This window comes from Rubrivivax sp. JA1055 (genome assembly GCF_020966565.1).
In the GTDB taxonomy this organism is placed as follows: Bacteria; Pseudomonadota; Gammaproteobacteria; order Burkholderiales; family Burkholderiaceae_C; genus Rubrivivax; species Rubrivivax benzoatilyticus.
The window spans coordinates 478,080-501,215 of sequence record NZ_JAJKFP010000007.1; the positions used below are offsets into that span (position 1 = coordinate 478,080).

Genomic DNA, 23,136 nt, shown 5'->3' on the forward strand with positions numbered 1-23,136 from the left:
CCGCCCCCCGAGGGGGCTCCGAACCCGACCGGGAGACCCGGATCGGGTTCGGCCCGTCTTCCACCGCCGCTCCCCCTGGTCGCCTGCGGCGACCGGTCCCCGGGGGGGCATGGCGGCTGGTCGGCAGGCATCCGCGCCGTTTGCCGGCTGAGATTCCGGAATGTTCCGTTTCCTCCTGCGCCGCCTGGCGCTGACGGTGCCGACTTTCGTCGCGCTGATGTTCGTGACCTTCGTCGCGATCCGCCTGGTGCCGGGCGATCCGGTCGAGGTGCGGGTCGGCGAACGCGGCATCAGCCCCGAGCGGCTGGCGATGTTCCGCCACGAGCTGGGCCTCGACCAGCCGGTCTGGAAGCAGTTCCTCGACTACTGCGGCCAGCTGCTGCAGGGCGACTTCGGCACCTCGCTGGCGACCAACCAGAAGGTGCTGACCGAGTTCGCGGCGCTGTTCCCGGCGACGCTGGAACTGGCCGCCGCTGGCATGCTGCTGGCGGTGCTGCTGGGCATCCCGGCCGGCACCATCGCCGCGGCGCGCCGCGGCAGCGTCTACGACCAGGTGCTGATGGGCCTGTCGGTGACCGGCTACTCGATGCCGATCTTCTGGTGGGGCCTGCTGCTGATCATGTTCGTCGCCGAGCGCTGGGGCCTGACCCCGGTGTCCGGGCGCATCGACCTGATCCAGTTCTACTTCGAGCCGGTGACCGGCTTCATGGTCATCGACGCCTGGCTGTCGGGCCAGGAGGGCGCGGTGAAGGACGCGCTGCACCACCTGGTGCTGCCGGCCATCGTGCTCGGCACGATCCCGCTGGCGGTCATCGCGCGCATGACCCGCTCGGCGATGCTGGAGGTGCTGGGCGAGGACTACGTGCGCACCGCACGCGCCAAGGGCCTGCCGCCGTGGCGTGTCGTCGGGCTGCACGCCTTGCGCAACGCGATGATCCCGGTGGTCACCATCGTCGGCCTGCAGGTCGGCACGCTGATGGCCGGCGCGGTGCTGACCGAGACGATCTTCTCCTGGCCCGGCGTCGGCAAGTGGCTGATCGAGTCGATCTCGCGCCGCGACTACCCGGCGCTGCAGGGCGGGGTGATGCTGATCTCGGCGGTCGTCATCGGCGTCAACCTGCTCGTCGACCTGGCCTACGGGCTGCTGAACCCGAGGATCCGGCATGGCTGAGAACGGACGTGGACGGCCCGGTGGGCCGGCCTCGCCGGTCGAAGGGTCGGGCCACCGGCCCGACGCGGCCTGCAAGGCTGAGATCGCAACGGTTTCCGCCCAACCCGTCGCCGAGCTGTCGCCGCTGCGCGCCTTCTGGGCCGCGTTCCGCGAGAACCGCGGCGCTGTGGCGGGCCTGGTCGTCGTCGCCTTCGTCGTGCTGCTGGCGCTGGGCGCCGACGTCATCGCGCCGTACTCGCCGACCGAGCAGTTCCGCGAGGCGGTGCGGATGCCGCCGATGTGGGCCGAGGGCGGCAGCGCGCAGTTCGTCTTCGGCACCGACAGCCTGGGCCGCGACATGCTGTCGCGGCTGATCCACGGCGCACGCGTGTCGCTGTTCATCGGCCTGGCGGTGATGGGCGTGTCCTTCGTGCTCGGCGTGCTGCTGGGCCTGGCCTGCGTGTCCTTCAAGGGCCCGCTGGGGCTGGCGGTGGACACCGCGGTGACGCGGCTGATGGACCTGATCATGGCCGTGCCCAGCCTGGTGCTGGCGATCCTGGTCGTCGCGGTGCTCGGGCCCAACCTGGTCAACACCATCGTCGCGGTGACCATCGTCTACCTGCCGCGCTACGTGCGCCTGGTGCGCGCCTCGGCGCTGGCCGAGCTCGGCAAGGACTACGTCGTCGCCGCGCGCGTGGCCGGCGTCGGCCCGGTGCGGCTGATGTTCCGCACCGTGCTGCCCAACTGCCTGTCGCCGCTGATCGTGCAGGCGGCACTCGGCGTCAGCGACGCGATCCTCGAGGCCGCCGCGCTGGGTTTCCTCGGCCTGGGCGCGCAGCCGCCGACCGCCGAGTGGGGCACGATGCTCGCCGACGCACGCGAGTTCATCCGCTCCGACCCCTGGATGGTGACGCTGCCCGGCCTGGCGATCCTGATCACCGTCGTGTCGATCAACCTGATGGGCGACGGGCTGCGCGACGCGCTCGATCCGAAGATGAGGCGGTCGTGATGGGCGGGGCTGTGTCCTTGGAACACGTGCGCCGGCGTCCAGCGTTGGTGCGCCGGGCGGCGTTCCACTGTCGTGTGCAGGCGGAGCGGGCGGCAGCCGTCGGGGGTGACTGGAGGCGGCGAGCAGCGCAGGCTTCGCGGTCGGCGCGCGTCAGCGCGCATCGTGATCTGACTCGCGGCCGACTGTTTGAGCGGAGCTCACGCAGTGAGCGCAGCGAGTTGGGCCGCGCGACCGCGAAGCCGAGCAGCGCAGCGAAGTCGGCCCGCAGGGCCGACCGCCGAGGCGGAACCCCCGGCGGCTGCCGCCCGATCCGCCCGCCGCTGTGCGTGCGAATCCTGCCGAACCACAGCTCATGAGCCTCCTCGACATCCGCAACCTGCGTGTGCGCTTCGCGACGCGCCACGGCGCTTTCACCGCCGTCGACGGCATCGACCTCGTCGTCGAGCGCGACGAGGTGCTGGCCGTGGTCGGCGAGTCGGGCTCGGGCAAGTCGGTGGCGATGCTGGCCGTGATGGGCCTGCTGCCGTGGACGGCCACCGTCACCGCTGACCGTATGGCCTTTGACGGCCAGGACCTGCGCACGCTGAGCGCCAGGCAGCGCCGCGCGCTGGTCGGCCGCGACGTCGCGATGGTCTTCCAGGAGCCGATGTCCTCGCTGAACCCGTGTTTCACGGTCGGCTGGCAGGTCGGCGAGGCGCTGGCCACGCACCTCGGGCTGGACCGTGCGGCGCGCAAGCGGCGCGTCGTCGAACTGCTGGAGCAGGTCGGCATCCCCGACGCCGCGCGCCGCGCCTCGGCCTTCCCGCACCAGCTCTCGGGCGGCATGTGCCAGCGCGTGATGATCGCGATGGCTCTGGCCTGCCAGCCGCGGCTGCTGATCGCCGACGAGCCGACCACCGCGCTGGACGTGACGATCCAGGCCCAGATCCTGGACCTGCTGCTGGCGCTGCAGCGCGACACCGGCATGGCGCTGGTGCTGATCACGCACGACCTGGGCGTCGTCGCCGAGACCGCCGACCGCGTCGTCGTGCAGTACGCCGGGCGCCAGGTCGAGACGGCGCCGGTCGACGCCTTGTTCGCCGACCCGCACCACCCCTACACCGCGGCGCTGCTGGCGGCGCTGCCCGAGCGTGCCGTCGGCGAACGCCTGGCGGCCATCCCCGGCGTCGTGCCGGGCCAGTTCGACCGCCCGGCAGGCTGTCTGTTCGCGCCGCGCTGCCCGCACGCCCAGCCGCGCTGCGCGACGCCGCCGGGCCCGGCGGCCGACGAACTGGGCCGCGCGCTGTGCCACTTTCCGTTGATCCGAGGAGTGCCGACGTGAGCGCCGTGCTGGTCGCCGAGGACCTGCAGCGCCGCTACGAGCTGCGCCGCGGGCTGTTCGCCAAGCCGGGTGTCGTGCACGCGCTGGCCGGCGTCTCGTTCGCCGTCGAGGCCGGGCGCACGCTGGCCGTGGTCGGCGAGTCGGGCTGCGGCAAGAGCACGCTGGCGCGCGTGCTGACGATGATCGAGCCGCCCTCGGGCGGCCGGCTGCTGGTCGACGGCCAGGACGTCGCCGGCGCCGACGCCGAGCGCCGCCGGGCGCTGCGCCGCGCGGTGCAGATCGTCTTCCAGAACCCCTACGGCTCGCTGAACCCGCGCCAGACGGTGGGCGCCGCGCTGACCGAGCCGCTCGAGGTGCAGGGCGAGGGCGACGCCGCGTCGCGCGAGGCGGCGGCGCGCGAGATGCTGCGCCGCGTCGGCCTGCGCGACGAGCACTACGGCCGCTGGCCGCACATGTTCAGCGGCGGCCAGCGCCAGCGCATCGCGATCGCGCGCGCGCTGATGCTGCGCCCGCGCGTGCTGGTGCTCGACGAGCCGGTCTCGGCGCTCGACGTCTCGGTGCGCGCCCAGGTGCTCAACCTGCTGGCCGACCTGCAGGCCGAGCTCGGTGTGGCCTACGTCTTCATCTCGCACGACCTGGGCGTCGTGCGCCACATGGCCGACGAGGTGATGGTCATGTACCTCGGCCGCGCGGTGGAGCAGGGCGCTCGCGACGCGCTGTTCGACGCGCCGCAGCACCCCTACACGCAGGCCCTGCTGTCGGCCACGCCGACCGTCGACCCGGCGGCGCGCCGCCAGCGCATCGTGCTGGCCGGCGAACTGCCGTCGCCGCTGTCGCCGCCGGCCGGCTGCGCCTTCCACGCGCGCTGCCCGATCGCCGAGCCGCGCTGCGCCGGCGAGCGCCCGGCGCTGGCCGAGGTGGCGGGGCGGCGCGTGGCCTGCTGGCTGCGCGAGGCAGGGCGCTGAGTCAGCGCACGGGCGGCGGGCCGAAGCGGTTCGCGCCCGCCGTGCCGCGCACGAAGCCGTTGTCCAGCAGCATCCAGAGCTGGCCGATCACCGGGATCAGGCCGACGGCGACCCACCAGCCCGAGCGGTTGCGGTCCCGCCAGCGTTTGGCCGAGACGGCGATGCCGGGCCAGACGAGCAGCATGTTCAGGAGCGCGTCGCGGTGCTCGGCCTCGATGCGCGCGATGTCCAGCAGCGCGCGCCCCAGCAGCCCCAGGCCGCCGAGCGCGACGACGCCGTACAGCCAGAAGGTGCGGCGCGAGACGCGCCCGCGCGGGTCCAGCATCACGCGCAGCGGGTTGGCGCTATCGTCGTCGTCCAGCAGACGGAGTTCTCGGGGGCCGCTCATGAGTCGATTGTCGTCGGGCCGGGCCGCGGCCGGCGCCGCAGCGCGGCGCCCGCACGACACCACGCCGGCCGCGGCGCTGTGCCGATGAACGGGGACCTGCTCGTCCAGCGCCCCGAAGGTCTGTACTGCCCGGCCGGAGACTTCCACGTCGACCCCTGGCGGCCGGTGGCGCGCGCGGTCATCACCCACGCCCATGCCGACCACGCGCGCCGCGGCCACGGCGCCTACCTGGCGCAGGCCGACGGCGCCGGCGTGCTGCGCGCGCGCCTGGGCGACATCAACCTGCAGACGCTGGCCTGGGGCGAAGCCGTCCACGTCGGCGGCGTGCGTGTCAGCCTGCACCCGGCCGGCCACGTGCTCGGCTCGGCCCAGGTGCGGCTGGAGCACCGCGGCCGGGTCTGGGTGGCCTCGGGCGACTACTACGCCAGCGCCCACGCCGACGAGCGCAACCCGACCTGCCCGCCGTTCGAGCCGCAGCGCTGCCACTGCTTCATCACCGAGAGCACCTTCGGCCTGCCGATCTACCGCTGGCGGCGCCAGGCCGAGGTCTTCGCCGAGATCGACGCCTGGTGGCGCGCCAACGCCGAGGCCGGGCGCGCCAGCCTGCTGCTGGGCTACAGCTTCGGCAAGGCGCAGCGCCTGCTGGCCGGCGTCGACGCGTCGATCGGGCCCATCGTCGCCCACGGCGCGGTCGAGTCGGTCAACGAGGCCTACCGCGCCGCCGGTGTCGCGCTGCCGGCCACGCAGGCGATCGACACGCTCGACAAGGCGGCACTGTCGCGGGCGCTGGTCGTCGCGCCGCCGGCGGTGCGCGGCAGCGCCTGGGCGCGCCGGCTGGGCGACTGCTCCGACGCTTTCGCCAGCGGCTGGATGCAGCTGCGCGGCGCACGCCGGCGCCAGGGCGTGGACCGCGGTTTCGTGCTCAGCGACCATGCCGACTGGCCGGGGCTGCAGCGCGCCATCGTCGCCACCGGCGCCGAACGCATCATCGTCACGCACGGCGACGAGGCGGTGATGGTGCGCTGGCTTTGCGAGCAGGGGCTGGACGCCGGCGGCTTGCGCACCGAGTACGGCGCCAGCGACGACGAGCCGGCCTAGAGCGTCAGCACGATGCGGCGGGTGCCCGGCTCGGGCTGCTCGACGTCGTAGTCGAAGCCCAGGCGGCCGGCCAGGTCCAGCATGCGGCGGTTCTCGCTGAGCACGGTGGCCACCAGGCGCTGCGTGCCACGCGCCTTCAGGTAGGCGATCAGCTTGCGCATCAGGCGCTCGCCCAGGCGCCCGCCCTTGATGTCCGACCGCACGACGATGCCGAACTCGGCCTCGACGTTGTCCGGGTCGCAGAGCGCGCGCACCACGCCCAGCGTCTCCTCGCCGGGGCCGTCGGTCTTGGGCGCGGTGGCGAGGAAGGCCATCTCGCGCTCGTAGTCGATCTGCGTCAGCCGCGCGAGCTCGCTGTGCTCGATGCTGCGCCGGCTGTAGAAGACCCGCATGCGGATGTCGTTCGGGTCCAGCTTGGCCAGGAACTCGAGATGCTGCTCCTCGTCTTCGGGGCGGATCGGGCGCAGCGTCAGCTGGCGGTCCTGCCAGGCGACGGTTTCGCTGAGGTCGGCCGGGTAGGGCCGGATCGCGAAGCGCCGGCTGCCGCCGGGGCCACGCGCGTCGACGCGGATGCGGGCGTCGAGTGCCAGCACGCCGTGGGCGTCGGCGACCAGCGGGTTGAGGTCGAGTTCGGCGATGCGCGGCTCGTCGGCCAGCAGCTGCGAGACGCGCACCAGCACGTCGCAGACGGCGTCGACGTCGGCTGCCGGCACGTCGCGCCAGCCGGCCAGCAGCCGGGCGACACGCGTGCGTTCGACCAGCGCGCGCGCCAGCGGCCGGTTCAGCGGCGGCAGCGCGACGGCGCGGTCGGCGACGACTTCCACCGCGGTGCCGCCGGCGCCGAACAGGATCACCGGGCCGAACAGCGGGTCCAGCGTCGCGCCGACGATCAGCTCCAGCCCACGCGCGCGGCGCACCATCGTCTGCACCGAGAAGCCGGTGATCGCGGCGCCCGGCTGGCGCTCGCGCACGCGGCGCAGCATCGCCGTGGCGGCGTCGCGCACCGAGGCGGCGTCGTCGAGGTCGAGCGCGACGCCGCCGATGTCGCTCTTGTGGCCGAGCTCCGGCGCGACGATCTTCAGCGCCACCGGGAAGCCCAGCGCCTGCGCTGCGGCGACCGCGGCCTCGGGGTCGGGCGCGACCGAGTGCGTGGCGACGACCGGCACGCCGACGGCGGCCAGCACCGCCTTGGCCTCGGGCTCGGTCAGCCACTCGCGGCCTTCGGCGAGCGCGGCGTCGATCGGCGCGTGCACCTGGGCGGCATGCCACAGCGGCTCGGGCGGGGCGGCCGGCGGCGTCTGGATCAGCAGCTCCTGGTTGCGGCGGTAGGTCTGCAGCATGCCCAGTGCCCGCACCGCGTCCTCGGGCGTGTCGTAGGTCGGCAGCCCGGCGGCGTGGCACAGCGCACGCGCCTCGCGCACCGCGTCGCCGCCGAGCCAGCAGGTCATCGGCTGCAGCGGCGAACGCTGCAGCGCCGGGATCACCGCGCGTGCGACCTCGACCGCCGGCACGATGGCCGTCGGCGCGTGCACGAACAGCAGCGTGCCCGGCGAGGTGTCGGTGTGCAGCGCGGCGATGGCGTCGACATAACGCTGCACCGGCGCGTCGCCGACGATGTCCACCGGATTGGCTCGCGACCAGCGCGGCGGCAGCACGCGGTCCAGCGCGGCATAGACCGCGGCGCTGGGTTCGGCCAGCGGCACCTCGGCGGCCTGCGCCGCGTCGGCAGCCAGCACGCCGGCGCCACCGCCGTTGGTCAGCACCGTCAGGCGCTCGCGCTCGGCGGCGGCCGGGCCGCGCAGCGACAGCCGCGGGTGCGACAGCGTCTCGGCGGCGGCGAAGAGTTCCTGCAGCGTCTGCACACGCAGCATGCCGGCGCGGCGGATCGCGGCGTCGAAGACCAGGTCGGAGGTCGCCAGAACGCCGGTGTGCGAGGCCGCGGCACGCTGGCCGGCCTGGGTGCGGCCGGCCTTGACGATCAGCACCGGCTTGTTGCGCGCCGCCGCGCGTGCGGCCGACATGAACTTGCGCGCGTCGGTCACCGTCTCGACGTAGAGCAGGATGGCGCGTGTGTGGGCGTCGCTGGCGAGGTGGTCGATCAGGTCGCCGAAGTCGACGTCGAGCTGTTCGCCCAGTGACGCGAACAGCGAGAAGCCGACGCCGCGCGCCGCCGCCCAGTCCAGCAGCGCCGTGACCAGCGCGCCCGACTGCGAAACGAAGGCCAGCGTGCCCGGTGCCGCGGTGACGTGGGCGAAGCTGGCATTGAGCTTGAGCCGCGGGTTCAACAGCCCCAGACAGTCCGGGCCCAGCACCCGCAGCAGGTGCGGGCGGGCGGCGTCCTGCACGGCCCGGCGCTGCTCGGGCGACAGCCCGGCAGTCATCACGATCGCCGCGCGGGTGCCGCGTTTGCCGAGTTCGGCCACCAGCTTGGCGACGGTGTCCGGCGGCGTGCACAGCACGGCGAGCTCGGGCGCCTCGGGCAGGTCGGCGGCGCGGGCGTAGGCGCGCTGGCCGCCCAGCACCGGCCGGCGCGGGTTGACGGCCCAGACCGGGCCCTCGAAGCCGCTGCCGGCGGCGTTGGCCCAGACGGTGGCCCCGAGGCTGGCAGGGCGATCGGAGGCGCCGAACACCGCCACCGAGCGGGGTTCGAACAACGAATCCAGGTGGCGGGTGCTCATGGGCCCAGTCTAGGGTTAACCTAAGCGCGAGAGTTGACTCGAAACCCGAAAGTCCCGGTGATGAAGATCCTGTTGCCCGTCGATGGCACCCCGTCCGCCCTGTTCGCCGTGCAGCACGCGCTGCGCCTGCGCCAGGAGGGCCTGGACGCGAGCTACGTGCTCGCCAACGTGCAGACCCCGCCGTCGCTGTACGAGGTGATGACCGCCCACGACCCGGTGGTGCTGGACGACGTGCGCCGCGCCGCCGGTGCCGACCTGCTGGCGCCGGCCGAGGCGCTGCTCGAGGCTGCCGGCGCCTCCTGGGAGAGCGAGGTGGCCGGTGGCGAGCCGGGCCACGTGCTCGTCGACCTGGTCGAGACCTACGGCTGCGACGCCGTGATCATGGGCGCGCAGGAAGAAGGCGAGGGCGTCGGCCCGGTGGCGATGGCCCTGCTCGAGCGCTGCCCGGTGCCGGTGACCGTCGTGCGTCCGCCGGTGCCGGTCGAGCCCCAGGCGGACCTGGAGCCGTAAGCCGGGCGGCGCCGGCCGCACGATGCGCCAGTTCGCCGCGCTGTACCTGCAGCTCGACGCCAGCACCGCCACCGGCGACAAGGTGGCGGCGCTGGCGCGTTACTTCGCCGAGGCGCCGGCCGAGGATGCCGCCTGGGCGGTCTACTTCCTGGCCGGCGGCCGGCCGCGCCAGCTCGTGCCGGCGGCCGTGCTGCGTGCCACCGCGCAGCAGCTCGCCGGCCTCGACGACTGGCTGTTCGAGGCCTGCTACCAGGCCGTCGGCGATCTCGCCGAGACCATCGCCCACGTGCTGCCGGCGCCCGAACGTGCGTCCGACGGCGGCCTGGCCGAATGGGTGGAGCAGCGCCTGCTGCCGCTGCGCGGGCTGGCCCCGGCCGAGCAGGCCGCGCGCCTGGCGGAACACTGGGCGGCGCTGGACGCCACCGGCCGCTTCCTGCACGTCAAGCTGATCGGCGGCGGCTTTCGCGTCGGCGTCAGCCGGCTGCTGGTGCAGCGTGCGCTGGCCCAGGCCTCCGGGCTGGACGCCCAGCGCATCGCCCAGCGCATGATGGGCTACACCGACGCACGCGCGACGCCCAGCGCCGAGCGCTACCGGGCGCTGGTCGCCCCGGGTGAAGACGCCGCCACCGACGCCGGCCGCCCGTATCCGTTTTTCCTCGCCCACCCGCTGCAGGCCGAGCCGCCGACGCTGGGGCCGGTCGCCGACTGGCTGGCCGAATGGAAGTACGACGGCATCCGCGCCCAGCTGGTGTGCCGCGCCGGCGGCTGCTGGATCTGGTCGCGTGGCGAGGAACTGGTCACAGAGCGTTTCCCGGAGGTCGTCGCGGCCGCGACCGGCTTGCCCGACGGCACGGTGCTCGACGGCGAGATCCTCGCCTGGCACCCCGGCGACGAGCGCCCGGCGCCGTTCGCGCTGCTGCAGCAGCGCATCGGCCGCAAGACGCTGACGAAGAAGGTGCTGGCCGACGCGCCGGTGGTCTTCGTCGCCTACGACCTGCTCGAAGCCGGCGGCCAGGATCTGCGCGCCGTGCCGCAGCACGAGCGTCGGGCGCGGCTCGAGGCGCTGCTGGCGCCGACGCCGCTGCGTGTCTCGCCCGAGGTGACGGCGCCCGACTGGGCGGGCCTCGCCGCGCTGCGTGCGCAGGCGCGTGAGCGCGGCGTCGAAGGGCTGATGCTCAAGCAGCGCGGTGCGGCCTACGGCGTCGGCCGCACCAAGGCCGACGGTATCTGGTGGAAGTGGAAGATCGAGCCTTACGCGGTCGACTGCGTGCTGGTCTACGCCCAGGCCGGGCATGGCCGGCGCGCGAGCGTCTACACCGACTACAGCTTCGCGGTCTGGAACCGCGCGCCGCGCGACGCCGCCGAAGCCGAGGCGGCGGTCGAGGCGCTGGTCGCCGCGGCCGGGCGCCGCAGCGCCGCCGAGCCCGACGCCGAGGTCGAGGTCGAGGCCGGCGAGCCGCCGCTGCGCCTGGTGTCCTTCGCCAAGGCCTACTCGGGCCTCAGCGACGCCGAGTTCGCCGCCGTCGACCGCGTGATCCGGCAGACCACGCTGGAGAAGTTCGGCCCGGTGCGCAGCGTGCGGCCGACGCTGGTCTTCGAACTCGGTTTCGAGGGCCTGGCCGAGAGCAGCCGCCACAAGAGCGGCATCGCGGTGCGTTTCCCGCGCATGCTGCGGCTGCGCCCCGACAAGCCGCTGCACGAGGCCGACACGCTGGCGACGCTGCGTGCGCTGCTGCCGCCGGCGCGCTGATCAGCTCTTGCTGCGGGGCACGCGGCCCATCACGAAGAACTCGTCGTTGGGCCGCATGCCGATGACGTTGGCGATGCGGTTGGACAGGCCGAAGAAGGCGGTGATCGCGGCGATGTCCCAGGCGTCCTCGGCATCGAAGCCGTGTGCCGCCAGGGCCTCGAAGTCGGCCTCGCCGACCTCGTGCGAGGCGCTGCAGACCTTGAGCGCGAAGTCCAGCATCGCGCGCTGACGCGGGCTGATGTCGGCCTTCAGGGGGTTGACCGCCACCTGGTCGGCGACGAGCGGCTTCTTCTCGTAGATGCGCAGGATCGCGCCGTGCGCGACGACGCAGTACAGGCACTGGTTCCGCGCCGAGGTGGCGACGACGATCATCTCGCGCTCGCCCTTGGTCAGGCTGCCGGTCTCCTTGGCCATCAGCGCGTCGTGATAGGCGAAGAAGGCGCGCCACTCGGCCGGCCGGTGGGCCAGCGCGAGGAAGACGTTGGGCACGAAACCGGCCTTCTCCTGCACCTCGAGGATGCGGGCACGCAGGTCCTCGGGAAGGTCCTTCAGTTCGGGCACGGGGTAGCGGGACACGGGGCTCATCGGCGGCATCGGCTTAGGTGGCGACGCCGCAGTCTCGCGGCCGGCGCGGCGTGCCGCCACCCGGGGCGACCCGCGGCTTGTACCGCCGCTCACAGGGGCCACTGCGATGGCTGCCTACAATGGCGCGTTTCCGGTTGCCGACGCGAAGCCGTTACCCGCTTTGAACACAGTCCTCGAAGACCGGTCCAGCAGCCCTGCCTGGCCGCGCCGTCGTTTCCTCACCGCCCTGGCCGCCGCCGGCACCGCCTTCCCGGCGGCCGCGCAGTTCCGCGTCGACGTCTCCGGCGTCGGCGCGCGCCAGATCCCGATCGCGATCGCCCCCTTCCGTGACGAAGGCGCGCTGCCGACGCCCGTCTCGGGCATCGTCGGCGCCGACCTCGCGCGCAGCGGCATGTTCCGCGTCGCCGGCTCGCCGGTGGCGCTGGACGAGCGCAGCGTCGTCGCCGCCGCCGACTGGCGCGCGCGCGGTGTCGATGCCGTGGTCGCCGGCTCGGTGACACGCATGGCCGACGGCCGCCTGGACATCCGCTTCACGCTCTGGGACATCGTCAAGGGCGAGCAGCTGGTGGCGCAGAGCAAGCTGGTGCTGGCCGCCGACCTGCGCCTGACCGCGCACCGCATCGCCGACGCCATCCACGAGGCCCTGACCGGCGAGCGCGGCGTCAACGCGACGCGCATCGTCTACGTCGTCAAGGCCGGCAAGCGCTACACGCTGAACGTCACCGACGCCGACGGCGAAGGCGGGCAAGTCGCGCTGGCCAGCCCCGAGCCGATCATCTCGCCGGCCTGGTCGCCCGACGGCCGCGAGCTGGCCTACGTCTCGTTCGAGACGCAGAAGGCGGTGGTCTGGGTGCAGGACCTGATCACCGGCAGCCGGCGCAAGCTGGCCGACTTCCGCGGCTCGAACAGCGCCCCGGCCTGGTCGCCCGACGGCCGCGAGCTGGCGATGACGCTGACCCGTGACGGCATCTCGCAGCTCTACGCGATGCCGCGTGCCGGCGGCACGCCGCGGCGGCTGACGAGCAGCTCGGCGATCGACACCGAGCCGGTGTACGCGCCCGACGGCCGCTCGATCTTCTTCGTCAGCGACCGCGGCGGCGGCCCGCAGGTCTACCGCCTGCCGCTGGACGGCGGCGGCCCGCAGCGCGTCACCTTCACCGGCGGCTACAACATCAGCCCGGCGGTGAGCCCCGACGGCAAGCTGCTGGCCTACATCTCGCGCCAGGGCGACGCCTTCAAGCTGATGACGCTCGACCTCGCCGCCGGCGGTGTGCGCACGCTCACCGACACGCGCGACGACGAGAGCCCGAGTTTCGCGCCCAACGGCAAGCTGATCGTCTACGCGACGCGTCAGCAAGGCCGCGACGTGCTGATGACGACCACGCTCGACGGTTCGTTCAAGACGCGGCTGGTGAGCAGCGGCGCCGACATGCGCGAACCTGCCTGGGGGCCGTTCGAACGCTGACCGTGTCGGCCGGTTGCGCCCCGCCGACGTTGTTCTTCCTGTTTCCGTTTTTTCCCCCAAGAGGAGTATTCCCATGACCCGATTCCACCGCCTGCCGCTCGTCTCCGCGCTGTCTGCCGCGGCCGTGCTGCTGGCTGCCTGCGGCACGACGACCGACCTGTCCGAGAACAAGGCCCCGGTCGAGACGCGTCCCACCGCCGACGCGAACGCCAACGCGAACGCGACGCCGCAGTCCAAGGTGGCCACCGTCGAACTGTCGGCCCGTGATGCCGCTGCCGCGGCTGCCGCCAAGGCGCGCACCGTCTACTTCGACTTCGACAGCTACGTCGTCAAGGACGAGTACAAGCCCGTCATCGACGCCAACGCCAAGTTCCTGACGCTGGACAAGAGCGTGCGCCTGACCGCCGAAGGCCACACCGACGAGCGCGGCGGCCGCGAGTACAACCTGGCCCTGGGCCAGAAGCGTGCCGAAGCCGTCGTCAAGGCGCTGCAGGTGATGGGCGCGGCCGCCGGCCAGGTCGAGCCGGTCAGCTTCGGCAAGGAGCGTCCGGCCGATCCGGGCCATGACGAAGCCGCCTGGTCCAAGAACCGTCGCGTCGAGCTGAAGGACAAGTGATGAACCACCCCCGTAGCGCCTTCGGCGCTGCCTTGCAGGCCGCGCCGGGCTGTGCGCCCGGCCCCTCGCTTGGCGCAGAGCGTCCACTGGACGCTCTACGTCCCGGCTCGGCCCCACAAGGTGGCGCCGCCGATGCCCCGGCGAAGCCGGTGCATGGCGGCAGCTTGATGGGCCGCAGTGCTCCGTCGGGCCGTCTGCCGGGCCTGCGGGGAACGATTCGTCGCCTGCCCGGGGCCGCTGCGGTGGCCCTGGCCGCGCTGGTCGTCGTCAGCATGCCGGCGCAGGCCGGCCTGTTCGAGGACGACGAGGCGCGCAAGGCCATCCTGGACCTCCGCCAGCGCCTGCGCGCGGTGGAGGACCAGACGGCCGCGACCGCGGCGCAGCAGAACGAGACCATCGATTCGCTGCGCCGCACCATCCTGACCCTGAACAACGACCTGGAGGCGATGCGTGCCGAGGTCGCGCGGCTGCGCGGCAGCGACGAGCAGCTCGTGCGCGACGTCTCCGAACTGCAGCGCCGCCAGAAGGACGCCAGCCAGGTGCTCGACGACCGGCTGCGCAAGCTCGAGCCGACCAAGGTCAGCATCGACGGCAAGGAGTTCGAGGTCACCGCCGACGAGCGGGCGGCCTACGAAGACGCGATGGGCGTGCTGCGCACCGGCGACTTCGACAAGGCCTCGACGGCGCTGTCGGGCTTCCTGACGCGCTACCCGTCCAGCGGTTATGTCGACTCGGCGCGTTTCTGGCTCGGCAACGCCCAGTACGGCCGCCGCGACTACAAGGGCGCGATCGCCAGCTTCCGCGCCTTCGTCGCCGCCGCGCCGCAGCATCCGCGTGCACCCGAAGCGCTGCTGGCGCTGGCCAACAGCCAGGCCGAGGCCAAGGACACACGCGCCGCCCGCCGCACCATCGACGAGCTGCTGAAGACCTATCCGAAGTCCGAGGCGGCCGTGGCCGGCAAGGAGCGCCTGGCGTCGCTGAAGTGAGCGCAGTGCTCGACGATGCCGCCGCCGACCTGGAGCGGCGTTTCGGCGGGCTGCGGCGCCTGTACGGCGATGCCGGCTACGAGCGGCTGCGTGCGGCGCGTGTGGCCGTCGTCGGCGTCGGCGGCGTCGGCTCCTGGGCCGTCGAGGCCCTGGCGCGCAGCGGTGTCGCCCGGCTGGTGCTGATCGACCTGGACCAGGTCGCCGAATCCAACATCAACCGCCAGATCCAGGCGCTGGGCGCGACGCTCGGCATGGCCAAGGTCGACGCGCTGGCCGCGCGCATCGCCGACATCCACCCCGGCTGCGAGGTCGTGCGCGTCGAGGAGTTCGTCGAACCCGACCACTGGCCGGCGCTGCTGCCGTGCCCGGTCGACGTGCTGATCGACGCCTGCGACCAGGCGCGCGCCAAGGCCGCGCTGGCGGCCTGGGGCATCGCCGCCGGCGTGCCGGTGATCTGCGTCGGCGCCGCCGGCGGCAAACGCGAGCCGCAGCGGGTCGAGGTCGCCGATCTGTCGGAGACCACGCACGACCCGCTGCTCGCCGGCCTGCGCCAGCGCCTGCGCCGCGACGGCGTCGTGCCGCGCCAGGGCGCGGCGCGCCTGACCTGCGTCTTCTCGCGCGAGCCGGTGGCCCCGCCGCAGGCCGGCGCCTGCGCGACCGACGGCAGCCTGAACTGTGCCGGCTACGGCTCTGCGGTCACGGTGACGGCCACCTTCGGCCTCGTCGCGGCGGCGCAAGCGGTTGATCGCATCGTGCACGCAAAAAGTTCTTGCACAGCCCGCTGAACACTGCCTATAATGCGAGGCTCCGCAGACGACGGGGTCGTTAGCTCAGTCGGTAGAGCAGCGGACTTTTAATCCGTTGGTCGCGTGTTCGAGTCACGCACGACCCACCAAGCGAACAGCGGATACCGAATCAGGGCTCTTAGCTCAGTTGGTAGAGCAGCGGACTCTTAATCCGTTGGTCGTAGGTTCGAATCCTACAGGGCCCACCAACATTTTCGACGCCATAAGCGTTGAGCGACAAGGACTTAGCGGAAACGCCAAGTCCTTTTTCGTTTTTGCGCCGGATGTTCTCGGCCCGTCGCGGCGGGCATCCGCGGCAGTTCCCGGCGGGCCGGGCTCGGTGGGTCCGCCCGGGTGTCCTCCCCGCGCGCAAGGCCGCGTGCAAGACGTGGTCTGCGGCGCGACAGCGCCCGGCTCAGGTGGCTGTGATGACCCGCCCGCGGCCCGCGCGCTTGGCTTCGTACATCGCACGATCGGCGCGCTCCAGCAGGGCGTCCAGCGCCTCCCCGTCGCGTGCGATGGCCAGCCCGATGCTGCATCCCAGTTTCGTGAGGAAGCTCGCTGACCGCCTGGATGAGGCGCGTGCCGACCTCGTGGCTGACCTTGTCCAGCGAGTCCCGCGGCGCCTGCAACGCCAGCACGAACTCGTCACCGCCCAGTCGTGCGGTCAGGTCGTCGCTGCGCGCATGTTCGCGCAGCACCTTGGCGACATCCTGGAGCGCCCGGTCGCCGGCGGCGTGTCCGAGCCGGTCGTTCAGGCCCTTGAAACCGTCGAGGTCGAGGAAGAGCAGGGCAAGGCTTCTGCCGGGGGCGTGCGCGGCCGCGGTCAGGAGCTGGTGGCCCATCTCGAGAAAGGCCCGACGACCGGCCAGGCCCGTCAGGGGGTCGAGCTGGGCGCCATGCAGCTGTGCCTGGAGGTGGCCGATCTCGCGCACGACGTTTCGGCTGGGATCGCCGCGGCGCGAGGCCTCGGCGACTGCCCGCGCGAGCCAAAGTGCTCCGATCAAGCCTCCGCCCAGGCACAGGGCTCCGACCACGGCCAAGCCGACCAGGGCGTCGCGGGCTTCGGACTTCAGGGTGCCGATGGGTTGCCCGACGTTGACCCACCACCGTGTGCCCGGTACCTCGTGCGAGGCCGTGTAGACCGGGATCTGGTCGTTCGTCACGGATTCGTAGACGCCTGTCGGCTGGCCGCGAAGCCGCTCCCGCAGCGTCGCGCTGGCCATCTGGCCGACGTAGCGCTCGGCGTCGCGGGAGCGCGCGATGATCGTTCCACGCTGATCGACGACGGAGCCCAGCCACGAGGCCGGCCAGCGCTGCTCGGCAAGCACCGTGTTGAGCAGTTGCGGGGTGACGACGACGTGCAGGAACAGCGGCTGCCCGTTTGACGTGGAGAACGGCACCTCGAGCACGAGCGCCAGCCGTCCGGAGCCCGGCTCGATGGTCAGCGCCGAAGCCCCGTCGACGCTCCCGTCGAGCGACGCGTGCAGTGTCTTGACCTCCGCGACATCGGCTGCCGGGGTGCCGAACGCCGCCCGCGTGTTCAACAACTGCTCACCCGCGAGGTTGTGCACGCTGATCGACAGCAGGCGCGTGTCCTGTTGCACGAGGCGCGCACAGTGCGCGTGCAGCTGCGCGAGGTCGCCGGACAGTGCCGCCTGGCTGAGCACGACCGCCTTGGCGGCCGACCGGATGCTCGCCAGCTCCCGTGCCACGGCGCTGGCCGTCACGGAAGCCCGCCGCTCCAGCGCGGAGAACGCATCGCCTTCACGCCATTCGATCAGGCGCCAGGTGGCAGCGCCGGCAAAGCCCAGCAGCGGCAGCCAGGCCAGCAACATGACCACCACCATCCAGGTGGCGATGCTCAGGCGCAGATCACGAAGTCGAAACGGCATCGGTTGAACGGGCGGCGAAACACTCGCGGGACCGCCCACGTTCGACATTCTTCACCGATCGGCCGTGGCGGGTGTCCGCGCCCGCCGGAGTGTTCGATGTTTCGGTAATTGGGCGCACTCCGGCAGAGTGCCGGAGCCCGCTGGCGCGACCTTGCCCCCGGCCGCAGACCCTAGGCCAGCGCCAGCAGGCTGCGCAGATGCCGCTCCGACGCGCGGAACTGGGCCTCCTCCTCGGCCGTGAACTCGTGCGCCAGGATGCGCTGCACGCCGCCGCGGCCGACGACGCAGGGCACGCTCATCACCAGGTCGTCGACGCCGTACTCGCCCTTCAGCAGCACGCCCAGCGGCAGGATCGACTGCTCGTTGCACTCGATCGCGCGGATGATGCGGAACACGCTGGCGGCGATGCCGTGGTTGGTGTTGCCCTTGCGCTCGAAGATGCGGAAACCCGCTTCCAGCGTGCGCCGGCGGATGTCCTCGCGGTCCACCGGCGGCAGGCCGTTCAGGCGGCAGAAGGTGTCGACCTCGGCGCCGCAGACGCGGCACAGGCTCCACGGGATGAAGCCGGTGGCGCCGTGGTCGCCCAGCATGTAGCCGTAGAGGTTCTTCGGGTCGATCTTGACGTGCTCGGCCAGGATGCGCAGGAAACGCGCGGTGTCGATCAGCGTGCCGGCCGACAGCAGGCGCTCGCGCGGGTAGCCCGACGCGCGCAGCATCACCTGGGTCATCACGTCGACCGGGTTGGTCACGTTGATGACGACGGCGCCCGGCGAGTGGTGCTCCACGCGGCCGATGATGTCCTGCAGGATCTGGCTGTTGACACGCACCAGGTCGTCGCGCGTCTGGCCCTTCTGCAACTGCGCGCCGGCGGTGATGACGACGATGTCGCTGCCGGCTGTCTCCGGATACTCGCCGACGACCAGCCGCGGGTTCTTCGCGTAGGTGAACGGCGTCGTGTGGGAGAAGTCCCAGATCTCGGCTTCGGCACGTTCGCGCAGCTTGTCGACGGCGACGATCTCGGTCACCTCGCTCATGTGCACCAGCAGACCGACGATCTCGGTGCCGACGGCACCCATTCCGATCACGGAAACCTTCATCTCGTTGTCCTGTCGTGGCGGCCTCGGCCGCCGGGGTTCGATGGAATGCGGGCAAGCATTGCCCGTGCCGCGACGCCGTTCATGCGCTGGAGACGACCTCGTGCAGGTGGCGCACGAACTCGGCCACCAGCGCCGCCGGCCGCGGCTGGGCGGTCCTGACGCGCACACCGACCGCCGGCAGCGCCGGCAGGCGCATGTCGGGCGCCAGGATGCGCAGGTCCGGCGGCACCGCCGACTGCGTCAGCACCGCGATCGCCTGGCCCGAACGCACGACGGCCAGCAGCCCGGCCATGCCGGCGCTGGCGTAGGCCACGCGGTAGGCGACGCCGGCGGCGTCCAGGCGTTGGCAGGCGGCGCGGTGGTCCAGCGTGTCGGGGTCGGACAAGGCCAGGCGCAGCGGCTCGCGCGCCGCGCCTTCGTCGTCGCGCAGCCCGACCCAGACCAGCGGCTCGCGGCGCAGCACCGGCTCGGCGCCGTCGGCGGTGGAGACCAGCGCGAGGTCGAGTGCGTGCCGGCGCAGGCGTTCTTCCAGCCGCGGGCTGGGCGCGCAGACGACGTCGACGACGGCCTGCGGATGGCGGCCGGCGAAGCCGCGCAGGATGCGCGGCAGGAAGGCGGCGGCGTAGTCGTCGGGGCAGCCGAAACGCAGCGTGCCGGTGAGGCCGGCGCCGGTCAGCTCGGCCAGCGCGGCGTCGTGCTGCTGCAGCAGCGCGCGGGCATGGCCCAGCAGGCGCTCGCCGTGGTGCGTCAGCGTCACGCCGCGTGCACCGCGGTGCAGCAGCGGCTGGCCGATCAGCGTCTCCAGCTTCTTGACCTGCATGCTCGCCGCGGCCTGGGTGCGGCCGATGCGCGCGGCGGCGCGGCCCAGCGTGCGCGTCTCGGCGACGGCGACGAAGCAGCGCAGCAGGTCGGGGTCCAAGTCTCGGCTCAAGCCATCAGTATGGCTGATGGCTGCCGTCAGAAAGATTAGCTTTTCTTGATGCTGGGGCTTGTTTAGGCTGGCTGCAGTCCGACCTTCCTGGAGCCCGCCCCATGTCCCGCAACGACGACCCGCTGTTCTGGCAGAACGCCCGCCGCCACCTCGTGCGCTACGGCGGCCGCTTCGAGCCGATGATCATCGAACGCGCCCACGGCAGCTTCGTCTACGACGCCGACGGCCGCGCGATCCTGGACTTCACCTCGGGCCAGATGAGCGCACTGCTAGGCCACGGCCACCCGGAGATCGCCGAGGTCGTCGCCGAGCACGCGCAGCGCCTGGACCACCTGTTCAGCGGCATGCTGAGCCGCCCGGTCGTCGAACTGGCGACCAAGCTCGCCGGCGTCGCGCCGGCCGGGCTGGAACGTGCGCTGCTGCTGACCACCGGCGCCGAATCGAACGAAGCCGCGCTGCGCCTGGCCAAGCTCTACACCGGCCGCCACGAGGTCGTCGGTTTCGCCCAGTCCTGGCACGGCATGACCGGCGGCGCCGCGTCGGCCACCTACAGCGCCGGGCGCCGCGGTTACGGCCCGACGGCGGTGGGTTCGTTCGCGATTCCCGCGCCGTACCCGTACCGCCCGCGTTTCGAGCGTGGTGGTGTCTACGACTGGCAGGCCGAACTCGACTACGCCTTCGACCTCGTCGACCGCCAGTCCTGCGGCAGCCTGGCGGCCTTCATCGCCGAGCCCATCCTCAGCTCGGGCGGCATCCTCGATCTGCCGCCGGGCTACCTTGCGGCGCTGAAGGCCAAGTGTGTCGAACGCGGCATGCTGCTGATCCTCGACGAGGCCCAGACCGGCATCGGCCGCACCGGGCTGATGTTCGCCTGCCAGCGCGACGGCGTGACGCCGGACATCATGACGCTGTCCAAGACGCTGGGCGCCGGCCTGCCGCTGGCCGCGGTGCTGACGACGGCCGAGATCGAGGAGACCTGCCACGAACGCGGTTTCCTCTTCTACACGACGCACGTCTCCGACCCGCTGCCGGCGGCCGTCGGTGCCAAGGTGCTGGACATCGTCGCGCGCGACCATCTCGTCGAGCGCGCCAGCACCGCCGGCGCGCGGCTGCAGGCCGGCCTGCAGGCGCTGCAGCGTGACTTCGAGTGCATCGGCGACGTGCGCGGCCGCGGCCTGTTGCTGGGGCTGGAACTCGTCAAGGACCGCGCCACGCGCGAAGCCGCGCCCGAACTCGGCGCCGCCATCACGCGCGAGTGCATGACGCTGGGCCTGAGCATGAACATCGTGCAGCTGCCCGGCATGGGCGGCGTGTTCCGCATCGCGCCGCCGCTGACCGTCAGCGACACCGAGATCGACCTCGGGCTGGACCTGCTGCGCCAGGCGATCACGCGGGTGCTGGCCAAGGCCGGCTGAGTTCCCGCGCTGTCCCTGGCGCGACCCTGCCGCGAGCAGGGCGCTGGCGTTCCCCGCGCGGCTGCTTATACTCCCCCCCAGTACAAAGGAGCCCGCCGATGCCGCACTCGCCGGCCGAACGCAAACGTGTCGTCACCCGGCTGCGCCGCATCAAGGGCCAGGCCGAGGCGCTGGAACGTGCCGTCGAAGCCGGCACCGACTGCGGCGAGCTGCTGCAGCAGCTGGCGGCGCTGCGCGGTGCCGCGCACGGGCTGATGGCCGACGTGCTCGAAGGCCATCTGCGCGAGACCTTCGGCGCCAGCGCCGAACGTGCGCTGCCGACGGCCGAGCCGCAGGCCGAGGTCGACCGCCTCGTGCGGCTCGTGCGCTCCTTCACACGCTGAACCGCCCCACCAGGAGACACCCATGATCAAGTCCCGTGCCGCCGTCGCCTTCGCCGCCGGCCAGCCGCTGCAGATCGTCGAGATCGACGTCGCCCCGCCGAAGAAGGGCGAGGTGCTGGTCAAGATCACCCACACCGGCGTCTGCCACACCGACGCCTTCACGCTGAGCGGCGACGACCCCGAAGGCGTGTTCCCGGTCGTGCTGGGCCACGAGGGCGCCGGCATCGTCGTCGAGGTCGGCGAAGGCGTCACCAGCGTCAAGCCGGGCGACCACGTGATCCCGCTGTACACGGCCGAGTGCGGCGAATGCCTGTTCTGCAAGTCCGGCAAGACCAACCTCTGCGTCGCGGTGCGCGCCACGCAGGGCAAGGGCCTGATGCCCGACGGCACGACGCGTTTCTCCTACAACGGCCAGCCGATCTACCACTACATGGGCTGCTCGACCTTCAGCGAGTACACCGTCGTCGCCGAGGTGTCGCTGGCCAAGGTGAACCCCGAAGCCAACCCCGAGCAGGTCTGCCTGCTGGGCTGCGGCGTGACGACCGGCCTGGGCGCGGTGAAGAACACCGCCAAGGTGCAGCCGGGCGACACGGTGGCGGTCTTCGGCCTCGGCGGCATCGGCCTGGCGGTGGTGCACGGCGCCCAGCTCGCCGGCGCCGGCCGCATCATCGCCATCGACACCAACCCGTCGAAGTTCGACCTCGCACGCACCTTCGGCGCCACCGACTGCGTCAACCCGAAGGACCACGACAAGCCGATCCAGCAGGTCATCGTCGAGATGACGGGCTGGGGCGTCGACCATTCGTTCGAGTGCATCGGCAACGTGCACGTGATGCGCGCGGCGCTGGAGTGCGCGCACCGCGGCTGGGGCCAGTCGGTCGTCATCGGCGTCGCCGGCGCGGGGCAGGAGATCTCGACGCGGCCGTTCCAGCTCGTCACCGGCCGGCGCTGGCTGGGCACGGCCTTCGGCGGCGTCAAGGGCCGCAGCGAGCTGCCGGGCATGGTCGAGGACGCGATGGCCGGGCGCATCCGCCTGGAGCCCTTCGTCACGCACACGATGCCGCTGCCGGAGATCAACGAGGCCTTCGAGCTGATGCACCGCGGCGAGTCGATCCGCAGCGTCGTGCACTACTGAGGCCGCGGCGATGCAACGCGTCGAACACCACGCCAGCTTCGGCGGCCGCCAGGAGGTCTGGCGCCACGACTCGGTCACGCTGGGCTGCGAGATGCGCTTCGGCCTGTACCTGCCGCCGCAGGCGCTGGCCGGCGAAGCCTGCCCGGCCGTCTACTGGCTGTCGGGGCTGACCTGCAGCGAGCAGAACTTCATCACCAAGGCCGGTGCGCAGGCGCACGCGGCGCGGCTGGGGCTGATCCTCGTCGCGCCCGACACCAGCCCGCGCGACCCCGGCGGCACGCTGGGCGTGGCAGACGACCCGGCCTACGACCTGGGCCAGGGCGCCGGCTTCTACCTCGACGCGACGCAGCAGCCCTGGGCGCGCCACTACCGCATGGAGAGCTACGTCGTGCACGAGCTGCCGGCGCTGGTGGAGAACCATGTCGCGACGAGCGGCCGGCGCGGCATCTTCGGCCACTCGATGGGCGGCCACGGCGCGCTGACGCTGGCGCTGCGCCATCCGGGGCGCTACGCGAGTGTCTCGGCCTTCTCGCCGATCGTCGCGCCGGCGCGTGTGCCCTGGGGCCGCAAGGCCTTCGCCGCCTACCTGGGCGAGGACGAAAGCAACTGGGCGGCGCACGACGCGACGGCGCTGATCGCCGGTGCCGCCGAGCGCCTGCCGCTGCTCGTCGACCAGGGCGAGGCCGACGAGTTCCTGGCCGGGCAGCTGAAGCCCGAGTGGCTGGAAGAAGCCTGTGCCGCCGCCGGCCACCCGCTGACGCTGCGCCGCCACGCGGGCTACGACCACAGCTACTACTTCATCGCCAGCTTCGTGGCCGATCACCTGGAGCACCACGCGCGCGCCCTGGCCGCGTGAGTGGCGGAAGGCAGCAGGAGTCGAACCTACCCGGGAGCGGCTGACGCCCCCGACCGGGTTTGAAGCCCGGGCGCACCACCGGGTGCGTTTGCCTTCCATGTCGCCCCTGGCGAGGGGC

Annotated in this window: 21 protein-coding genes, 4 tRNA genes and 1 pseudogene; 17 read left to right on the forward strand and 9 right to left on the reverse strand. The window is 72.5% G+C overall.

All coding sequences use genetic code 11. The features are described 5' to 3' along the window. The first annotated feature begins 160 nt into the window (after nucleotides 1-160). The 4 genes from LOC65_RS18765 to LOC65_RS18780 all read left to right on the forward strand — a co-directional run bounded on the left by LOC65_RS18765 (nucleotide 161) and on the right by LOC65_RS18780 (nucleotide 4,445). Nucleotides 161-1,171 carry an ABC transporter permease subunit gene (locus LOC65_RS18765; RefSeq protein ID WP_009856648.1) on the forward strand — a complete coding sequence of 337 codons (1,011 nt, stop codon included), beginning with the start codon at nucleotides 161-163 and terminating at the stop codon, nucleotides 1,169-1,171. Continuing rightward, a complete protein-coding gene (locus LOC65_RS18770; RefSeq protein ID WP_230248689.1) occupies nucleotides 1,164-2,159 on the forward strand; it encodes an ABC transporter permease subunit in 996 nt (331 codons plus the stop codon). The genes LOC65_RS18765 and LOC65_RS18770 overlap by 8 nt, the downstream gene beginning before the upstream one ends. A gap of 352 nt (nucleotides 2,160-2,511) precedes the next feature. Further along, on the forward strand, nucleotides 2,512-3,480 hold the full coding sequence (locus LOC65_RS18775) for an ABC transporter ATP-binding protein (protein WP_230248690.1): 969 nt from the start codon (nucleotides 2,512-2,514) through the stop codon (nucleotides 3,478-3,480). Continuing rightward, the gene (locus LOC65_RS18780; RefSeq protein WP_230248691.1) at nucleotides 3,477-4,445 is read left to right on the forward strand and encodes a dipeptide ABC transporter ATP-binding protein; all 969 of its coding nucleotides are present in this window, start codon (nucleotides 3,477-3,479) and stop codon (nucleotides 4,443-4,445) included. Before LOC65_RS18775 ends, LOC65_RS18780 begins: the two co-directional genes overlap by 4 nt. Before the next feature lies 1 nt (nucleotide 4,446). Here LOC65_RS18780 and LOC65_RS18785 read toward each other — a convergent pair whose 3' ends face one another. Next, entirely contained in the window at nucleotides 4,447-4,833 is a 387-nt protein-coding gene (locus tag LOC65_RS18785) for a DUF805 domain-containing protein (RefSeq protein WP_009856652.1), read from the reverse strand. Between the two features lie 84 nt (nucleotides 4,834-4,917). On the opposite strand from LOC65_RS18785, the gene LOC65_RS18790 reads away from it, so the two are divergent. Continuing rightward, the gene (locus LOC65_RS18790; protein ID WP_230248692.1) at nucleotides 4,918-5,931 is read left to right on the forward strand and encodes a ligase-associated DNA damage response exonuclease; all 1,014 of its coding nucleotides are present in this window, start codon (nucleotides 4,918-4,920) and stop codon (nucleotides 5,929-5,931) included. Here the strand turns inward: LOC65_RS18790 and LOC65_RS18795 are convergent. Then, the gene (locus tag LOC65_RS18795; protein ID WP_230248693.1) at nucleotides 5,928-8,609 is read right to left on the reverse strand and encodes a bifunctional acetate--CoA ligase family protein/GNAT family N-acetyltransferase; all 2,682 of its coding nucleotides are present in this window, start codon (nucleotides 8,607-8,609) and stop codon (nucleotides 5,928-5,930) included. The two genes, LOC65_RS18790 and LOC65_RS18795, sit on opposite strands and share 4 nt — an antisense overlap. Nucleotides 8,610-8,669: 60 nt before the next feature. Between LOC65_RS18795 and LOC65_RS18800 the strand changes: the two genes are divergently transcribed. Next, entirely contained in the window at nucleotides 8,670-9,119 is a 450-nt protein-coding gene (locus tag LOC65_RS18800; RefSeq protein WP_009856655.1) for a universal stress protein, read from the forward strand. A 22-nt stretch (nucleotides 9,120-9,141) separates the two neighbouring features. Beyond that, a complete protein-coding gene (locus tag LOC65_RS18805; RefSeq protein ID WP_230248694.1) occupies nucleotides 9,142-10,869 on the forward strand; it encodes an ATP-dependent DNA ligase in 1,728 nt (575 codons plus the stop codon). Here LOC65_RS18805 and LOC65_RS18810 read toward each other — a convergent pair whose 3' ends face one another. Next, the gene (locus tag LOC65_RS18810; protein WP_230248695.1) at nucleotides 10,870-11,454 is read right to left on the reverse strand and encodes a peroxidase-related enzyme; all 585 of its coding nucleotides are present in this window, start codon (nucleotides 11,452-11,454) and stop codon (nucleotides 10,870-10,872) included. Between the two features lie 160 nt (nucleotides 11,455-11,614). Here LOC65_RS18810 and tolB point away from each other — a divergent pair, with 160 nt between their 5' ends. The 6 genes from tolB (at nucleotide 11,615) to LOC65_RS18840 (ending at nucleotide 15,515) form a co-directional block, all read left to right on the forward strand. After that, nucleotides 11,615-12,919, forward strand: coding sequence for a Tol-Pal system beta propeller repeat protein TolB (tolB, locus tag LOC65_RS18815; protein ID WP_009856658.1), 1,305 nt, complete (start codon nucleotides 11,615-11,617; stop codon nucleotides 12,917-12,919). Between the two features lie 73 nt (nucleotides 12,920-12,992). After that, nucleotides 12,993-13,535 (forward strand): peptidoglycan-associated lipoprotein Pal, encoded by a 543-nt coding sequence (pal, locus tag LOC65_RS18820; protein ID WP_230248696.1) that lies wholly within the window; start codon nucleotides 12,993-12,995, stop codon nucleotides 13,533-13,535. Nucleotides 13,536-13,777: 242 nt separating this feature from the next. Beyond that, nucleotides 13,778-14,521, forward strand: a complete 744-nt coding sequence (ybgF, locus tag LOC65_RS18825; RefSeq protein WP_009856660.1) for a tol-pal system protein YbgF — start codon at nucleotides 13,778-13,780, stop codon at nucleotides 14,519-14,521. Next, nucleotides 14,518-15,306 carry a ThiF family adenylyltransferase gene (locus LOC65_RS18830; protein WP_230248697.1) on the forward strand — a complete coding sequence of 263 codons (789 nt, stop codon included), beginning with the start codon at nucleotides 14,518-14,520 and terminating at the stop codon, nucleotides 15,304-15,306. Before ybgF ends, LOC65_RS18830 begins: the two co-directional genes overlap by 4 nt. A 34-nt stretch (nucleotides 15,307-15,340) precedes the next feature. After that, nucleotides 15,341-15,416: transfer RNA gene (locus tag LOC65_RS18835), tRNA-Lys, on the forward strand. Between the two features lie 23 nt (nucleotides 15,417-15,439). After that, nucleotides 15,440-15,515 (forward strand) — tRNA-Lys (locus tag LOC65_RS18840). A 206-nt stretch (nucleotides 15,516-15,721) separates the two neighbouring features. Here LOC65_RS18840 and LOC65_RS18845 read toward each other — a convergent pair. The 5 genes and pseudogenes from LOC65_RS18845 to LOC65_RS18865 all read right to left on the reverse strand — a co-directional run bounded on the left by LOC65_RS18845 (nucleotide 15,722) and on the right by LOC65_RS18865 (nucleotide 19,909). Then, nucleotides 15,722-17,249 (reverse strand): annotated as a pseudogene (locus tag LOC65_RS18845) (diguanylate cyclase domain-containing protein). Nucleotides 17,250-17,371: 122 nt separating this feature from the next. Then, a complete protein-coding gene (locus LOC65_RS18850) occupies nucleotides 17,372-18,298 on the reverse strand; it encodes a malate dehydrogenase (protein WP_230248699.1) in 927 nt (308 codons plus the stop codon). A gap of 79 nt (nucleotides 18,299-18,377) precedes the next feature. Further along, entirely contained in the window at nucleotides 18,378-19,229 is an 852-nt protein-coding gene (locus LOC65_RS18855) for a LysR substrate-binding domain-containing protein (protein ID WP_230248700.1), read from the reverse strand. Nucleotides 19,230-19,498: 269 nt separating this feature from the next. After that, nucleotides 19,499-19,747 carry a hypothetical protein gene (locus LOC65_RS18860; protein WP_230248701.1) on the reverse strand — a complete coding sequence of 83 codons (249 nt, stop codon included), beginning with the start codon at nucleotides 19,745-19,747 and terminating at the stop codon, nucleotides 19,499-19,501. A 58-nt stretch (nucleotides 19,748-19,805) separates the two neighbouring features. Further along, nucleotides 19,806-19,909: transfer RNA gene (locus LOC65_RS18865), tRNA-Ser, on the reverse strand. Nucleotides 19,910-20,041: 132 nt separating this feature from the next. Between LOC65_RS18865 and LOC65_RS18870 the strand changes: the two genes are divergently transcribed. The 4 genes from LOC65_RS18870 (at nucleotide 20,042) to fghA (ending at nucleotide 23,018) form a co-directional block, all read left to right on the forward strand. Continuing rightward, complete coding sequence (locus LOC65_RS18870; RefSeq protein ID WP_230248702.1) at nucleotides 20,042-20,644, forward strand: aminotransferase class III-fold pyridoxal phosphate-dependent enzyme; 603 nt, start codon at nucleotides 20,042-20,044, stop codon at nucleotides 20,642-20,644. Nucleotides 20,645-20,742: 98 nt separating this feature from the next. After that, nucleotides 20,743-21,027 (forward strand): metal/formaldehyde-sensitive transcriptional repressor, encoded by a 285-nt coding sequence (locus LOC65_RS18875; protein WP_009856666.1) that lies wholly within the window; start codon nucleotides 20,743-20,745, stop codon nucleotides 21,025-21,027. Between the two features lie 25 nt (nucleotides 21,028-21,052). After that, a complete protein-coding gene (locus LOC65_RS18880; RefSeq protein ID WP_029718969.1) occupies nucleotides 21,053-22,162 on the forward strand; it encodes an S-(hydroxymethyl)glutathione dehydrogenase/class III alcohol dehydrogenase in 1,110 nt (369 codons plus the stop codon). Between the two features lie 10 nt (nucleotides 22,163-22,172). Continuing rightward, nucleotides 22,173-23,018, forward strand: a complete 846-nt coding sequence (fghA, locus tag LOC65_RS18885) for an S-formylglutathione hydrolase (RefSeq protein ID WP_230248703.1) — start codon at nucleotides 22,173-22,175, stop codon at nucleotides 23,016-23,018. Nucleotide 23,019: 1 nt separating this feature from the next. Here fghA and LOC65_RS18890 read toward each other — a convergent pair. After that, a tRNA-Sec gene (locus tag LOC65_RS18890) sits at nucleotides 23,020-23,115 on the reverse strand. Nucleotides 23,116-23,136 lie beyond the last annotated feature (21 nt).